This is a genomic window from Phenylobacterium sp. (assembly GCF_030693625.1).
Taxonomy (GTDB): Bacteria; Pseudomonadota; Alphaproteobacteria; order Caulobacterales; family Caulobacteraceae; genus Phenylobacterium; species Phenylobacterium ferrooxidans.
The window spans coordinates 12,610-26,724 of the sequence record NZ_JAUYAF010000023.1 but is presented as its reverse complement, the minus strand read 5'-3'; the positions used below and the strand labels follow the sequence as shown (position 1 = coordinate 26,724).

The following is a 14,115-nucleotide window of genomic DNA, read 5'->3' as shown; positions in this document are numbered from 1 at the left end:
CTAGAGGGGACGATGGATGAAACGACCCGGCGTCGTCGTTTCATCCCCAGACAGAGGCGAGGTCTTGGAAGGCTTTCAGCGTGAGATCGTCGAACTGCTTCCCCGGCTGCGCCGTCTGGCGCGGGCGATCACCCGGGACGTCGCGGACGCCGACGACCTGACGCAACTCACTGTGGAACGCGCCCTTGTGCGCGCCGATCAGTGGGCGCCGGGGACCCGCCTGGATAGCTGGATGTACAAGATCATGAAGAACGCCTGGATCGACGAAGCCCGCGCCCGGACCCGCCAGAGCCGCGTCTTCGCGCCGGAGGAGCAGGGGCTGAACATCGGAATCGATGGCGCGGCGGCCATGGAGGCTCACCTGCAGGCCGCCTCGGTGGAACAGGCCATGGCGCGCCTGCCCGCCGATCAGAGAGTGGCCGTGGCGCTGGTGCTGGTGGAGGGATTATCCTATCGCGAGGCGGCGGCGGTGCTGGAGGTTCCGGAAGGAACCCTCACCAGCCGCCTGGTCCGGGGCCGCAACGCCCTGTTGGCCGATCTCAGGGGTGCTGCATGAAGATCGATGACCGCAAACTGATCGCCTATGTCGATGGCGAACTCGACGCCGTCGGCCGCGCCCAGGTCGAGGCCGCCGTGGCGGTCGACCCGGTGCTCGGCGTGCGCCTGGAGGAACACCGTCTGCTGCGCTCCAAGGTCGCCGGGGCCTATGCCGGGGTCGCTCAGGAGAGCGTGCCGGCCCAGCTCATGGCCGCCGCCCAGGCCGCCGCCAAGCTCGATCCCGACAATGTGGTGAAGCTCGCCGACCGCCGCAAACCGCCGCCTGTCGCCAAGCCGCAGGTGAAGGTCTCCTTGCCCGCCTGGAGTTCGGTGGCCGCGACCCTGATGGTGGGGGTGGTGGCCGGCTATCTGATCTCGCAACAGAACGCCGGCATGCTGGCGCCCAGCATGGACGGGTCCCTGGTGGCGCGCGGCGGCCTGGCCCGGGCGTTGAACAACAATCTGTCGGCCAGCTCCGGGCCGGCTCGCCTGGGCCTCAGCTTCAAGACCGCCGACGGCCGCTATTGCCGCACCTTCCAGGCCGACGCCCAGCGCATCGCCGGGATCGCCTGCCGGGAGGGCCCACGCTGGATCGCGCGCATGACGACCACCGCGCCGGCGCCCACCAAGACCCACGACTACCGGATGGCGGCCAGCGCGACGGCGCCCGCGGTGCTGGCGGCGGTGGATGGCATGATCGAGGGCGAGCCCCTGGACCGCGCGGGGGAAATGGCGGCCAAGGCGCGTCGCTGGCGCAGCTGAGTTCGCCGTCTTCCGTGGAAGGGAACGCCTTGGCGGTTAGGCCCGCAGGTCGAACAGCGTGCCCATCCGCTTGTCGTCGACGCGCTGGCGGGTGACCTGTTCGTCGGTCTCGCGGTTCTTCACCTGGTCAGGCTTGGCCTGCAGGTATTCCCGCAGCTGGCCGCTGTCGGTCACGGGCGTGTCCATGCTCTCGCGAGGGGACGGGGCGGGTGGTGCGACGATCTTCGGCGCGGCGGTGTCGCGGGGCCGAACGGGATAGTCGAAGGAGGATGAGGTGGCGCTGGTCGGGTCCATGGGCCGAGAATGACAGCTTAGCCATAAGCTTTCGTTCATCTTTGGCGTTAATCTGCGCCAACCATAACGCTGATATGCGAACGGCCGGCCCGTTGTCGGGGCCGGCCGTTCCATTGTCGGACCGCTCAGCGGTCCCGCAAACCTGAAGCGCTTACGCGCAAGCCTCGTAAGCGGAGGCCCAGATCACGGTTTCCACCTGCGGATGAAGACAATGAGACACTGGGTCACCTCCTTTCAGTTGTTGAACAAGACCTCGAATATGGGACCGATTTGATCGTTCCGCAAACGGCGCTGTTGACTCATGCCGATTTCGTGTTCCGGCGCCTGATCTTGCCTACCCGGCGAACAGGGGAGGAACAGCCGTCAGCGTCGGCCGCTGGCCAGCGCCTTCTGTCGCAGGCTCGGCCGCCGGCGAAGATCGGTGACGGGCACGCTCAACTTGTCGAGCGCCTGGTTCATCGCCTTGTAGCCGCCGGCCACGGCGGGGTCATAGGCGGCCCAGTCGCGAATTTCCACGCCGGTCACGTCCGGCGTCACCAACACGTCGGTGGCGTCGCGGGCCGCGGCCAGGTCGCGGCCGGAGGAGACGGTGGCCGCCCGCATCAGCAGCGACACGATGGGTGGGCCCTTGCGCCACTGTCCGGAGAAGATCCAGCGCCAGACCGAGGACGGGCGCGCCACGTCGGCGGCGGTGATCGAGCGCCCGCGCGAGACGTCGATGCCGATGATCGGCCCCAGCTCGTTGATCCGCATCACGTCGGCGGGGAAGTTCTTCATCACCGCGCCGTCCACCAGCACATCGTTGTTGTGGGTGGCCGGCGGCAGGACGCCAGGCAGGGAGATGGTGGCCCGCAGGGCTTCGCGCAGCAGGCCGCGGCGATGCAGCTGGTAGGTGCCGGTGGTGAGGTTCGAGGACAGGCAGAAGAAGGGCAGCCACAGGTCGGCGATCTGCACGTCGCCGAAGTGCTCGGCGAGCCGCTCGCGAACCTTTTCGCCCCGGGTCATGGCCAGCAGGGGGATGGCGATGTCGTCCAGCGGGCTGGTGTTGACGAAGGCCGCGCGGATGCGCCGCTCCATCTCCGCGTCCTCCCACCCCAGCCCGACCCCGGCGGCGACGATGGCCCCCATGGAGACGCCGCCCACGAAGTCGATGGGCACCTTGCGCTCGCGCAGCGCCTTCACGGCTCCAATATGGGCGTAGGCCCGCGCGCCGCCCCCCGACAGCACCAGGCCCACCGCCTGGCCGGTCAGGACCCGGGCGATGCGCTGAATGTCGCCGGCGTGGTCGCGGCGCATGTGGAACAGCCGCGCGGGCTTGGCGGCGTCCATCCAGGCCTCGGAGCCGACGGGCTTGGCCGCCCCCCGCTTCTGCACGAGGATCAGGTCCACCAGGTTCTGGCCCTGCAGCGGCTCGTTGACATGGGGATGGGTGGCCGGCGGAACAACGTCGCCGCGCCCGATCCGGAACAGCCGGTCCACCTGCCGCCCCACCACCTGGCGCCAGCCCAGGTCGGCGGCCTCGGCGCAATAGAGGACAAAGTCGTAGTCGCGCTCGACCTCGGAGAACCATTCGGTGGGGGCGTGCTGGGCTTCGGCCCCCACGACGGTGACCGAATAGCCGAGCTTGCCGACCTCGCGGGCGATGCGGTCCACCTGCGGACGCACGGCCACGGGCTCGCCGATGGTGACGAAGCCGAACACCGAGGGCGCGGCCCCCGAGGACTTGGTGGCCGCCTGTCGGCTGCGCAGGATCATCAGGCGGGCCAGTTCGACCATCACCTCGGAATCGTCGTCGCAGGCGTCGAAGAAGGCTTCGCGGGGCAGGGCGAAGATTTCCGAATCGCGCAGGGCCACCACGTGGCCCGAGTGCGGCACGCCGGAGATCATCGACATTTCGCCGGCCGGCTCTCCCGGGCGGATCACGCCCAGGAACTGCGGCTCGTGGCCTTCCTCGCGGCGAAAGGCGCCCAGGCGCCCGGCGCGCACGAAATACAGGTGATCGGCCGGTTCCCCGGCGTCGAACAGGGTCACGCCGCCCGGCAGGGAGAACCAGGTGGCCTCGCCCTGGGCGCGTTCATCCTCGAACAGCCGCGAGAGCGCCGAGTCGGTCGATATGCCGGGAAGGTTCGCCACGAAGCGGGAGCCTAAGGCGCGTCCGGCCGGGTGGAAACCGATTCTGCGTGGCGCGCCCTCGGCAGCCGATGGCCGGCCGGTTTGATCTGCCGCATGGTGGGCTTCGGCGATCGGCGCCAGGATCGCCTCATGACTCAAAGCTCTCACTTCCGGCAACTCCTCGAAGCCGCCGCCGCCCAGCCCGATCCGCAGCGCCTGCTGTTCGTCTTCGCCGCCGCCGAACTGCCCGACGGGGCCACCGAGGCCCAGCGTGAGCGCTTCCTGGCCGGCGAGGGCGGCGCCCTCGCGCCCCTGATGTGTGTCGACAAGGCCCCAGGCGAACTGGCGAATTTCGAGGCGCTGTTGGCGGAATCCCGACGCGCCGGGCCGCCTTGGCAGGTGGCCTTCGCGGCCAGCCTGTCGGGATCGGGCGGCGCGCCGCCCACCACGGCCCAGATCGAGGTGGCCCTGCAGGCCATGGTCGACGCCGTGCGCGTCGGCGGTGTCGGTCGCTTCGCCGCCTACGACCCGGACGGCGAGCCCATCCTCTTCCAATAGGCCGCGAGGGCGCGGCCCTAGCCTGCATCGCCGGGCCCGGCTATGCCTTGGCCATGCCCATACTGAAGTCCGTCATCGACACGAACGGCGAGGCCTTCCAGGCCAATGATCAGGTCAATCGCGCCCTGGCGGCGCAGCTGCGCGAGCGGGTGGCCGCCGCGGCCCTTGGCGGCCCCGAGGAGTCCCGCAAGCGCCATGAGGCGCGCGGCAAGCTGCTGCCTCGCCAGCGGGTCATGCGCCTGCTGGACGCCGGATCGCCCTTCCTGGAGGTCGGCGCGCTCACCGCCCACGGCCTCTATGATGGCGAGGCGCCGGGCGCGGGCGTGATCACCGGTATCGGCCGGGTCTCCGGCCGCGAGGTGATGATCGTCGCCAACGACGCCACGGTGAAGGGCGGGGCCTACTTCCCGCTGACCGTGAAGAAGCATCTGCGGGCCCAGGAAGTGGCCATGCAGAACCGGCTGCCCTGCATCTATCTGGTGGATTCTGGCGGCGCGAACCTGCCGCACCAGGCCGAGGTCTTCCCCGACCGCGACCACTTTGGCCGCATCTTCTTCAACCAGGCTCGCATGAGCGGCGACGGCATCGCCCAGATCGCCTGCGTCATGGGCTCCTGCACCGCCGGCGGGGCCTATGTGCCGGCCATGAGCGATGAGACCGTCATCGTGCGCGGCGCCGGCGAGGAGAGCCAGGGGACCATCTTCCTGGGCGGCCCGCCCCTGGTGAAGGCCGCCACCGGCGAGGTGATCAGCGCCACGGAGCTCGGCGGCGCCGACACCCATGGCCGGCGCTCGGGCGTGGTGGACCATGTGGCGGTGGACGACGAACACGCCCTGCAGATCGTCCGCTCCATCGTCGCCAATCTGAACACCCGCAAACCTGACCAGGTGGTGCTGGCGCAGCCGCGGGAGCCTTTGTTCGATCCCGAGGAGCTCTACGGCATCGTCCCCACCGATGTGCGGGCCCCCTATGACGTGCGCGAGGTGATCGCCCGCATCGTCGATGGCTCGGAGTTCGACGAGTTCAAGGCGTTGTACGGCACGACCCTGGTCACCGGCTTCGCCCGCATCTGGGGCCAGCCGGTCGCCATCCTGGCCAATAACGGGGTGCTGTTCTCGGAAAGCGCGCTGAAGGGCGCCCACTTCATCGAGCTGGCCTGCAAGCGGGGTATCCCGCTGGTGTTCCTGCAGAACATCTCCGGCTTCATGGTGGGCGGGAAGTACGAGGCGGGCGGCATCGCCAAGGACGGCGCCAAGCTGGTGACGGCCGTCGCCTCCGCCGAGGTGCCCAAGTTCACCGTCCTGATCGGCGGCTCCTTCGGGGCCGGCAACTACGGCATGTGCGGCCGCGCCTATTCCCCGCGCTTCATGTGGAGCTGGCCCAACAGCCGGATCAGCGTCATGGGCGGCGAACAGGCCGCCAGCGTGCTGGCCACTATCCGCCGCGACGGGGTCGAGGCCCGGGGCGGCGAATGGCCCGCCGCCGAGGAGGAGGCCTTCAAGGCCCCGATCCGCGATCGCTACGAGAGCGAGGGCGACCCCTATTTCGCCACCGCTCGCCTGTGGGACGACGGCATCATCGATCCGGCCCAGACGCGTGATGTCCTGGGCCTCTCGATCTCGGCTGCCCTCAATGCGCCGATCCCGGAGACCAGGTTCGGCATTTTCCGCATGTAGCGGGCCTGGCGAGCGGACGCTCTTGTGCGCCCGGACTAGCCGCCGATCAGGGCGCGGCCGAGCCCGCCCACCAGCATGCCGAGGCTGACCGCGGTGGCCATGACGCCCACGGCCAGGGCCAGTTTGGCCGTCGCGCGCCGCGCCGCGGTGGCCCGCATGCGGGGGGCCATGCCAGGCGTCCGGGCTGCGAGGCGAAGCATCTGGGTCAGGGACGGGGCGTCGCTGGTCATGGGCATGGCTCGATCCTTCGCGCGGCGGTGTGGGAGGTCGCCGCGCCTCGTCCCGCTCTTTCGGACAGAGCCGCGTCGTGATCAACCGGCATTCGACCCGCAATGGGGTCTTCGCTAGGGTCTGGTGACAGAATCGACACGTCTGCCGCAGCGCCGCCGTCGGCCTATGTCCAAGTCAGCGCGTTCGGCCTATGTCCGCACCACGCAGTTCTCAATGAGGCTCCCATGACCAATCCCATCGCCGATCCCCTGGTCGAGGTTCCCGACACCGACGTGGATGAGACCCTTGTGCAGATCGAGGCCACGGTCGAAGGCGTCGCCATGGTGACGATCAATCGTCCGGAGCGGCGCAACGCCTTCGACGCCCGGCTGATCGCGGCCCTGCACGAGGCCTTCGAAACCCTGCAGGGCGCCGAGGGCGTCCGGGTGGTCTTCCTGCGTGGCGCGGGCGGAATCTTCAGCGCCGGCGCCGATCTCGACTGGATGCGCGAGGCCGCCGACCGCACCGAGAGCGACAACCGCGAAGACGCCTACGCCATGGCCAAGATGCTCAAGAGCCTCTGGGACATTCCGGCCCTGACGGTCGCCCTGGTGGAAGGCGGGGCCTTCGGCGGCGGCGCCGGCCTGGCGGCGACCTGCGACCTGGCCGTCTCCACGGCGGACGCCAAGTTCAGTTTCTCCGAGGTTCGCCTGGGCCTGATCGCCGCCACCATCAGCCCCTATGTGGTGGGTGCGGTGGGCCCTCGGATGGCGCGCGCCCTGTTCGCCACCGGTTCGGTGTTTGACGCCGCCTATGCCGAGAAGGTCGGCCTGATCACCGAGGTGGTGGCCGACACCGCGGGCCTCGACGCCGCCTGCGCCCGCATCGCGGCCGAGATGATGGCCTGCGCCCCCGGCGCGGTCGCCGACTCCAAGAAGCTGGTGGAAGATGTGGCCTACAAGCCCATCGAGGATGTCATGGAAGAGACCGCCAAGCGCATCGCCCGCACCCGGGTCAGCCCGGAAGGGCAGGAAGGCGTCCGCGCCTTCCTCGACAAGCGTAAAGCCTCCTGGGTCGTTTGATCCGCCGCTGGCAGGACTCTCCACGGCCAACTAGGATCGCGGCATGATCAGTTCCGTGCTCGTTGCCAATCGTGGAGAGATCGCCCGCCGCGTCTTCAGGACCGCCCGGCGCATGGGGATCGCGACGGTGGCGGTCTATTCCGAGGCCGACGCCGACGCGCCCCATGTGCGCGAGGCCGACCAGGCCGTGCTGATCGGCCCGGCTTCCGCGCGCGAAAGCTATCTGGTGGGCGAGAAGATCATCGCCGCCGCCCTGCAGACCGGCGCCGAGGCCATCCACCCCGGTTACGGCTTCCTCTCCGAGAACGCCGCCTTCGCCGAGGCGGTTATGGGCGCCGGCCTGATCTGGATCGGCCCGCCGCCCGCCGCCATCAAGGCCATGGGTTTAAAAGATGCTGCCAAGTCCTTGATGCAGAAAGCAAATGTCCCGGTGACGCCGGGCTATCTGGGAGACGACCAGTCCCTGGAACAACTGCAGGCTGTGACCAAAGATATCGGCTACCCCGTCCTCATCAAGGCCGTGGCCGGCGGCGGCGGCAAGGGCATGCGCAGGGTCGATCGGCCCGAGGACTTCGCCGCCGCGCTCGCCTCCTGCCAGCGCGAGGCCGCCGCCAGCTTCGGCGACCCCAAGGTGCTGATCGAGACCTACGTTTCCCGGCCCCGCCACATCGAGGTGCAGATCTTCGGCGACAGCCACGGAAACGTCGTCCACCTGTTCGAGCGCGACTGCTCCCTGCAGCGCCGCCACCAGAAGGTGATCGAGGAGGCGCCGGCGCCGGGGATGAGCGCCGCAGCCCGCGAGGCGGTGACCCAGGCCGCGATCAAGGCCGCCAAGGCCGTCAATTACATCGGCGCGGGCACGGTGGAGTTCATCGCCGACGCCAGCGCGGGCCTGGCGCCCGACCGCATCTGGTTCATGGAGATGAACACCCGCCTGCAGGTGGAGCATCCGGTCACCGAGGCGGTCACCGGTGTCGATCTGGTGGAGTGGCAGTTCCGCGTCGCCTCTGGCGAGCCCCTGCCGCTGACCCAGGATGAAATCCAGCTGAACGGCCATGCGGTGGAAGCCCGCCTGTATGCCGAGAACCCTGCGGCAGGCTTCCTGCCCTCCATCGGCGTGCTGGAGCACTACGTCCTGCCAGGGGGCGTCCGGGTCGACACCGGCGTGGAGGCGGGCAGCGAGGTCAGCCCGTTCTACGACCCGATGATCGCCAAGCTGATCGCCCATGCCCCGACCCGGGAGGGCGCCAGCGACCAACTCGCCCAGGCCTGCGCCGAGGTGGAGATCTGGCCGGTGAAGACCAATGCCGGCTTCCTCGCCCGCTGCCTGGACCATCCCGAGTTCATCGCCGCCGAGATCGATACGGGCTTCATTGAGCGTCATCTCGACGCCTTGGCGTCCACGCCCGCCCCGTCGGACGAAGCTCTGGCGGTGGCCGCAGCCGCGGCCCTGGCCGAGGGGGACGACGACGCGGCTGGCCCCTGGAAGGGCCTCACCGGCTTCCGCATGAACGCCGCGCCGCAGACGTCGGTGCGTCTGTTTCTCGATGGTCGGCCCGTCGACGCCCCCTTGCCGGAGGGCGATATCGAGGCCGACATCCTGATGACGGAGGACGGTGAGGTCGTGGTCTTCGAGGGCGGCGAAACCTATGTGCTCGCCACCCGGCCGCCCCTGCGCGACCTGGACGACATGGCCGGTGACGCCCAGGTGCGCTCCCCCATGCCGGGCAAGGTGGTGGCCGTGGCGGTCTCGGTCGGCGACGCCGTGGTGCGCGGGCAGCCCCTGCTCACCCTCGAGGCCATGAAGATGGAACACGCCCTGACCGCGCCCTTCGACGGGGAGGTGGAGGCTCTGAACGTCTCGGTCGGTGACCAGGTCAGCGAGGGTGTCACCCTGGCCCGCCTGAAGGCTTCGAGCTGATGGCCCTGCACATGCTGCGGCTCTGCGTCGGCTGCGACACCATCGAGGATTTGCTGGCCTATCACCCCGACGACAGCGAGCCCTGGCTGCTGCATACCCGGATGAGCCCCAAGCGCGCCGATGAGCTGCTGGACGGCGGCTCCCTCTACCGGATCTTCAAGGGCATGATCCTCTGCCGCCAGCGGATCCTGGCGGTGCGCACCGTGGGCGAGCACCCCAACGCCCGCTGCGAGATCACCCTGGAGCCCGAGATCATCCGTGTCGCCCCGACGCCGCGCCGCGCCTTCCAGGGCTGGCGCTATTTCGATCCCAAGGACGTGCCGCCGGACCTCGACACCAGCGCGGACGGCGAGATTCCGATGGAGCTTGCCCGCCAGCTTCGCGAGGTCGGCGCCTGGTAGGCTAGACCGCCATGTTGTCGATCAGCCGGGTCTTGCCCAGGATCCCGGCGGCCAGGACCCGGGCCGGCCCGGTGATGGGCCCCGGGCCAAGTTCCGCCAGGCTCGCCGCGTCGCGGACCTCGAAATAGTCGATGCGGCTGAAGCCGGCCCGCTCCAGGGCTGCGCGGCCGGTGTTCTCCACCCGATCCACAGGTGTCCCGGCGCGCAGGCGCTCCACGGCGTCACGCAGGGCGGCGGCCAGGCTGGGGGCGGCCTCGCGTTCGGCCGGCGTCAGGTAGGCGTTGCGGGAGGAAAGCGCCAGGCCGTCCTGCGCCCGCGCCGTGGGTGCGCCGATCACCTTCACGGGGATGTCCAGGTCAGCCACCAGCCGCTTGATCACCTGCAGCTGCTGATAGTCCTTCTCGCCGAACACCGCGACGTCGGGCCCGCACTGCAGGAGCAGCTTGCTCACCACGGTGGCCACGCCGGCGAAATGGCCCGGCCGCGCTGCGCCGTCCAAAGGCTCGGAGACCCCGCTCACCGTCACGGTGGTGGAAAAGCCCGGCGCGTACATCTCGGTCACGGTCGGCGCGAACAGCAGGTCACAGCCCACGCTCTCCAGCAGGGCCGCGTCCTTGGCCTCGTCCCGGGGATAGGCGTCGAAGTCCTCATGCGGCGCGAACTGGGTCGGGTTGACGAAGACGCTGGCGACCACCCGCTGGGCTCGGGTCTTGGCCAGGGTCACCAGGGACAGGTGGCCCGAGTGCAGCGCCCCCATGGTGGGAACCAGCCCGACGTTTTCCCCGGCCCTGCGCCAGGCGGCGACCTGGGCTCGGAGGTCTGCGACCGTGCGGACGATGGCGAGGGGCATGAGGGGAGGCTCCGTCACGAAAAGGCGGGCCGCTTATGACTTTGAAGTGGGCATCCGTCCACAGGCGGCGGCGTCTGGCGCGTTGACGGGGCAGGGGTGGCGGCCTCACCTGTTAACCAATCGAATCAGCGCAACGACGCTGGCTGAGATGGTGTGGAGTTTTAAAGAACCATGTCCCAACCCAAGGTTATTGTGGTCGGTAACGAGAAGGGTGGCGCGGGCAAGTCGACGCTGGCCATCCACATCGCCACGGCCCTGCTGCACGCCAACGCCCGGGTCTCGGTGCTGGACCTCGACCTGCGCCAGCAGTCCATGGGCCACTTCTTCGCTCACCGCGCCGCCTGGCTGTCCGCCAACGGCGTCAGCGCCCCGATGCCGGTCGAACACCCGCTGAGCGCCGATCTGGCCAAGGCGTCCGACGAGGAGGCGCTCGCGCGCTTCGCGGAAGCCTTCGACGCCGCCGAGGCCTCCGACTACATTTTGATCGACACCCCGGGCGGCGACACCGCCGTCAGTCGCGCCGCCCACGGCATGGCCGACCTGATCGTCACCCCCATGAACGACAGCTTCGTGGACTTCGACATGCTGGGTGTCGTCGATCCCGTCACCCTCGATCTGAAGCGGCCCAGCCTCTATTCCGAGACCGTCTGGAACAGCCGCAAGATCCGAGCTGCGGCCAGCGGCAAGTCCATTGACTGGGTGGTGCTGCGCAACCGACTGGCCCCCACCGAGGCCCGCAACCGCCGTCGGGTGGATGAGCGCGTCCAGGCACTCTCGCGCCGAGTCGGTTTCCGCGTCGGACCGGGCCTGCGCGACCGCGTGATCTATCGCGAGCTCTTCCCCTTCGGCCTGACCATCGCCGACCTCTCGCCCACGATTCGCCCCGTGGCCATGTCGCTGCAGCACGTGGCCGCCCGCCAGGAGTTGCGCGCCCTGGTGGGGTCGCTCGGCCTGGACGTGGGCGATGAGCTGATGGCCGCCCAGTAGTGTCCTATATCGCGCTGGGTTGCGTGATCCTGGCGCTGCTGATGTGGGCGGGCGGCGGCAAGGCGATGCTCAAGCGCCGCGAGTGGCGCTTCATCTCCGGCGGCTTCGCGATCATGGCCTTCGCCGGCGCGGCCTATGTGGGCCTTGTAGGGAAGTGGGGCTCGGCCATCGTCCTGGTGGTGCTGGGCCTGGGCCTGGCGGTCTCCACCCGGCGTGCGGGGGTCATGCCGCCCAGCAAGGGCGCGACCATGAGCGAGACCGAGGCCCGCTCGATCCTCGGGGTCGGCCCTGGCGCCACCGTTGAGGACGTCCAGGCCGCCTATAGCCGCCTGATGCGCCTGGCCCATCCCGACAAGGGCGGCACCGATGGCCTGGCCGCCCAGCTCAATGCGGCCCGCGACAGGCTGACCCGCCGGTAGGGCGTCAGCCCGGCTTCACGACCATGCAGGGGACCTTCTTGGCCTTCAGGGCGCCGCAGGCGTCCTTGGCGGAGGCCTCGGTGAATCCCTTGAAGCGGGCGCGATAGGTGCCGCCGACGGAGTCGGTGGCGCCGTTGGCCTTGCCGAAGTGCTTGCCGAACCGCTTTTCCACCAGGGTGAGCTGTTCCTTGGCCAAGGACTTGGACTTGAAGGCGCCGACCTGGACCACCCACTTGCCGGCCGGCTTGCGATCTTCCTTCTCGGCCTTCTTGCTCTCGGTCTTGGGCTTGGCGGCCGATTGCGAGCCGCGCGGCAGGTTGCGGGTGGGGGAGACGAAGTCGTTGCTGGAGAAGGAGGGCAGCGGCGGGGCCGAGGCCAGTACAATCCTCAACCCGTCCTGCTCGCCATCGCCCTGTTCGACCGACGGACGCTCGATGGGGCCGATGGGTTCGGGCTCGAACAGGTTCTGGGCGATGGTGATCTTCTCGCCGCGGGCGCGGCGGTTCATCACGTCGAAGCCGGTGAGCAGCAGGTCCTCGGCGTTGTTGTTGCGCTTGGCCGTGGACGGCGCGCCCAGCACCACGGCGATCAGGCGGCGGTTGTCGCGCACGGCCGAGATCGCGATGTTGTAGCCTGACGCGTTCGTATAGCCGGTCTTCAATCCGTCCACGCCGGGCATCGCGCCCAGCAGGCCGTTGTGATTGCGCATCGGCGTGCCGCGGAAGGTGAACGACTGCTGGCTGAACAGCCGGTAGTACTGCGGATAGTCGCGCATCACGGCGCGCGACAGGATGCCGAGGTCGCGGGCGGTGGAGACCTGGCGGCTGTCGGGCAGGCCCGAGGCGTTCACGAAGCGGGTGTTGGCCATGCCCAGCTCCTGGGCCCGCAGGGTCATCATGGCCGCGAAGCGGGCTTCGGACCCTCCCAGCTTCTCGGCCATCGCCACGGCGATGTCGTTGGCTGACTTGATGGCCAGGGCCTGCATCGCCTCCTGGACCGTCAGCGACTCGCCGGCGGAAAGGCCCAGCTTGGTGGGCGCCTGGGCGGCCGCGCGCGGCGAGATCATGATCCTGTCGTCGGGCTGCAGGCGGCCTGAGCCCAGGGCCTCGAAGGCCAGGTACAGCGTCATGATCTTGGTGATGGAGGCGGGATAGCGGGGGCTGTCGGCGCGCTTGGCGTAGAGAACCTCACCGGTCTTCGCATCCACGACAATGGCCGCGTACTTCGGCGCCGTGGTGGGCAGGGACGGCATCGAGAGGTAGGGGATCTGCGCCTGGGCCGAGGTCGCCAGGGGCGAGACCGCCGTCAAGGCGACGGCGCCAAGGGCGAGGAACAGGCGGCGGGCGCGCTCGAACATTGCGGTTCGTCCGTCGAATCAAAGGGTTGGGCGACCCCCCGGTCGCCGTACTGAAACCCTATCATGACAGGTCGGAGCTTGCGCGAGAGTAAACACCTCTTGAGCGAGCGCTTTTTGTCGCGTTTCGGGTTATGCGGGCGCCGGGACGAATTCGCGCAGACGGCGATTGTGCACTGCAACAAAGTGGCTTGACTGCTGCACTGCAACATGAGAAATAGGCTGCGAGATCAAACAGCCGCAACGCCCGACTGGTGCGACGCGGCATAGCCCGTCAACCACGTTCCCCGGAGTCTTATCATGGCCGCCGCCGAAACCGTCAAGAACACCGTCGAGCAGTTCACCACCGCTGGCAACACCGCCTTCAAGGACGCCATCGAAAAGTCGCTGGCCGGCCTCAATGAAGCCAACGCCCATTCCAAGAAGAACCTGGAAGCCGTCATCGCCTCGGTGACCGCCGCCACCAAGGGCGCTGAAGCGCTCGGCGCCCAGGCCACCGCCTATTCCAAGAAGGCCGTGGAAGCCAACGTCGCCGCCGCCAAGTCGCTCTCGGGCGCCAAGTCGATCCAGGAAGTGGTCGAGCTGCAAACCAGCTTCGCCAAGTCCGCCATGGAAGCCTATATGGCCGAACTCTCCAAGATGGGTGAGATCGTGCAGGCCTCGGTCAAGGACTCCATGAAGCCCCTCAACGAGCGCGTCACCGCCGCCGTCGAGAAGCTGCAGGCCGTCCGCTAAGCCTTCTAAAGTCCCTCCAGCCGCGCCTGCGTATTTGGCGCACCCTGCGGAGGCCCGGACCGGAAACGGTCCGGGCCTTTTGCGTTTTCAACCCGTGACCTGACCCCTGAATCCGCGGCGAGCCTCCAGGATCGGATGGACCTCCACCTGATCTGATCAAAAGGCTCGAGTTTGAGAGATTAGAGCGCGCCGAACGGGCGAACCGGCTTCCACTTCG

15 protein-coding genes are annotated in these 14,115 nt (G+C 68.8%); 10 read left to right on the top strand and 5 right to left on the bottom strand.

Annotation, left to right across the window (positions count from 1 at the left end):
- Positions 1–64 precede the first annotated feature (64 nt).
- Positions 65–556, top strand: coding sequence for an RNA polymerase sigma factor (locus Q8N10_RS04760; RefSeq protein WP_304778271.1), 492 nt, complete (start codon positions 65–67; stop codon positions 554–556).
- Entirely contained in the window at positions 553–1,299 is a 747-nt protein-coding gene (locus Q8N10_RS04755; RefSeq protein ID WP_304778268.1) for an anti-sigma factor, read from the top strand. The genes Q8N10_RS04760 and Q8N10_RS04755 overlap by 4 nt, the downstream gene beginning before the upstream one ends.
- A gap of 36 nt (positions 1,300–1,335) precedes the next feature.
- Here Q8N10_RS04755 and Q8N10_RS04750 read toward each other — a convergent pair whose 3' ends face one another.
- Positions 1,336–1,593, bottom strand: a complete 258-nt coding sequence (locus tag Q8N10_RS04750; protein ID WP_304778265.1) for a hypothetical protein — start codon at positions 1,591–1,593, stop codon at positions 1,336–1,338.
- A gap of 363 nt (positions 1,594–1,956) precedes the next feature.
- Positions 1,957–3,726, bottom strand: a complete 1,770-nt coding sequence (locus Q8N10_RS04745) for a patatin-like phospholipase family protein (protein WP_304778262.1) — start codon at positions 3,724–3,726, stop codon at positions 1,957–1,959.
- A gap of 129 nt (positions 3,727–3,855) precedes the next feature.
- Here Q8N10_RS04745 and Q8N10_RS04740 point away from each other — a divergent pair, with 129 nt between their 5' ends.
- Both Q8N10_RS04740 and Q8N10_RS04735 read left to right on the top strand, forming a co-directional pair.
- Positions 3,856–4,263, top strand: coding sequence for a ribonucleotide reductase subunit alpha (locus Q8N10_RS04740; RefSeq protein ID WP_304778259.1), 408 nt, complete (start codon positions 3,856–3,858; stop codon positions 4,261–4,263).
- Positions 4,264–4,316: 53 nt separating this feature from the next.
- Entirely contained in the window at positions 4,317–5,939 is a 1,623-nt protein-coding gene (locus Q8N10_RS04735; protein ID WP_304778344.1) for a carboxyl transferase domain-containing protein, read from the top strand.
- A 35-nt stretch (positions 5,940–5,974) separates the two neighbouring features.
- Here the strand turns inward: Q8N10_RS04735 and Q8N10_RS04730 are convergent, their stop codons facing one another.
- Positions 5,975–6,175: a hypothetical protein gene (locus Q8N10_RS04730; RefSeq protein WP_304778256.1), complete on the bottom strand. Its 201-nt coding sequence runs from the start codon at positions 6,173–6,175 to the stop codon at positions 5,975–5,977.
- A 219-nt stretch (positions 6,176–6,394) separates the two neighbouring features.
- On the opposite strand from Q8N10_RS04730, the gene Q8N10_RS04725 reads away from it, so the two are divergent.
- Genes Q8N10_RS04725 through Q8N10_RS04715 form a run of 3 tightly spaced genes read left to right on the top strand, consistent with a single transcriptional unit; the run spans position 6,395 to position 9,553 of the window.
- Entirely contained in the window at positions 6,395–7,231 is an 837-nt protein-coding gene (locus tag Q8N10_RS04725; protein WP_304778254.1) for an enoyl-CoA hydratase-related protein, read from the top strand.
- Positions 7,232–7,274: 43 nt separating this feature from the next.
- Positions 7,275–9,152, top strand: a complete 1,878-nt coding sequence (locus Q8N10_RS04720; protein WP_304778252.1) for an acetyl/propionyl/methylcrotonyl-CoA carboxylase subunit alpha — start codon at positions 7,275–7,277, stop codon at positions 9,150–9,152.
- A complete protein-coding gene (locus tag Q8N10_RS04715) occupies positions 9,152–9,553 on the top strand; it encodes a DUF1489 family protein (protein WP_304778249.1) in 402 nt (133 codons plus the stop codon). The genes Q8N10_RS04720 and Q8N10_RS04715 overlap by 1 nt, the downstream gene beginning before the upstream one ends.
- A 1-nt stretch (position 9,554) precedes the next feature.
- On the opposite strand, the gene panC is transcribed toward Q8N10_RS04715, so the two are convergent.
- Positions 9,555–10,403 (bottom strand): pantoate--beta-alanine ligase, encoded by an 849-nt coding sequence (gene panC, locus Q8N10_RS04710; RefSeq protein WP_304778246.1) that lies wholly within the window; start codon positions 10,401–10,403, stop codon positions 9,555–9,557.
- Positions 10,404–10,574: 171 nt separating this feature from the next.
- Here panC and Q8N10_RS04705 point away from each other — a divergent pair, with 171 nt between their 5' ends.
- Together Q8N10_RS04705 and Q8N10_RS04700 are read left to right on the top strand one after the other, a co-directional pair.
- Positions 10,575–11,390: a division plane positioning ATPase MipZ gene (locus Q8N10_RS04705; protein ID WP_304778243.1), complete on the top strand. Its 816-nt coding sequence runs from the start codon at positions 10,575–10,577 to the stop codon at positions 11,388–11,390.
- The gene (locus Q8N10_RS04700) at positions 11,390–11,809 is read left to right on the top strand and encodes a molecular chaperone DnaJ (protein WP_304778241.1); all 420 of its coding nucleotides are present in this window, start codon (positions 11,390–11,392) and stop codon (positions 11,807–11,809) included. The genes Q8N10_RS04705 and Q8N10_RS04700 overlap by 1 nt, the downstream gene beginning before the upstream one ends.
- A gap of 4 nt (positions 11,810–11,813) precedes the next feature.
- Here Q8N10_RS04700 and Q8N10_RS04695 read toward each other — a convergent pair whose 3' ends face one another.
- Positions 11,814–13,166: a D-alanyl-D-alanine carboxypeptidase gene (locus Q8N10_RS04695; RefSeq protein ID WP_304778238.1), complete on the bottom strand. Its 1,353-nt coding sequence runs from the start codon at positions 13,164–13,166 to the stop codon at positions 11,814–11,816.
- A gap of 297 nt (positions 13,167–13,463) precedes the next feature.
- Between Q8N10_RS04695 and Q8N10_RS04690 the strand changes: the two genes are divergently transcribed.
- Positions 13,464–13,898 (top strand): phasin family protein, encoded by a 435-nt coding sequence (locus Q8N10_RS04690; protein WP_304778235.1) that lies wholly within the window; start codon positions 13,464–13,466, stop codon positions 13,896–13,898.
- Positions 13,899–14,115 lie beyond the last annotated feature (217 nt).

What these genes read in the sequence shown, in the direction of transcription:
- Q8N10_RS04690 (WP_304778235.1), top strand. Translation starts at nt 13,464, where the DNA reads ATGGCCGCCGCCGAAACCGTCAAGAACACCGTCGAGCAGTTCACCACC.
- Q8N10_RS04725 (WP_304778254.1), top strand. Translation starts at nt 6,395, where the DNA reads ATGACCAATCCCATCGCCGATCCCCTGGTCGAGGTTCCCGACACCGAC.
- Q8N10_RS04705 (WP_304778243.1), top strand. Translation starts at nt 10,575, where the DNA reads ATGTCCCAACCCAAGGTTATTGTGGTCGGTAACGAGAAGGGTGGCGCG.
- Q8N10_RS04715 (WP_304778249.1), top strand. Translation starts at nt 9,152, where the DNA reads ATGGCCCTGCACATGCTGCGGCTCTGCGTCGGCTGCGACACCATCGAG.
- Q8N10_RS04735 (WP_304778344.1), top strand. Translation starts at nt 4,317, where the DNA reads ATGCCCATACTGAAGTCCGTCATCGACACGAACGGCGAGGCCTTCCAG.
- Q8N10_RS04695 (WP_304778238.1), bottom strand. Translation starts at nt 13,166, where the DNA reads ATGTTCGAGCGCGCCCGCCGCCTGTTCCTCGCCCTTGGCGCCGTCGCC.
- Q8N10_RS04730 (WP_304778256.1), bottom strand. Translation starts at nt 6,175, where the DNA reads ATGCCCATGACCAGCGACGCCCCGTCCCTGACCCAGATGCTTCGCCTC.
- panC (WP_304778246.1), bottom strand. Translation starts at nt 10,403, where the DNA reads ATGCCCCTCGCCATCGTCCGCACGGTCGCAGACCTCCGAGCCCAGGTC.
- Q8N10_RS04755 (WP_304778268.1), top strand. Translation starts at nt 553, where the DNA reads ATGAAGATCGATGACCGCAAACTGATCGCCTATGTCGATGGCGAACTC.
- Q8N10_RS04720 (WP_304778252.1), top strand. Translation starts at nt 7,275, where the DNA reads ATGATCAGTTCCGTGCTCGTTGCCAATCGTGGAGAGATCGCCCGCCGC.
- Q8N10_RS04740 (WP_304778259.1), top strand. Translation starts at nt 3,856, where the DNA reads ATGACTCAAAGCTCTCACTTCCGGCAACTCCTCGAAGCCGCCGCCGCC.
- Q8N10_RS04750 (WP_304778265.1), bottom strand. Translation starts at nt 1,593, where the DNA reads ATGGACCCGACCAGCGCCACCTCATCCTCCTTCGACTATCCCGTTCGG.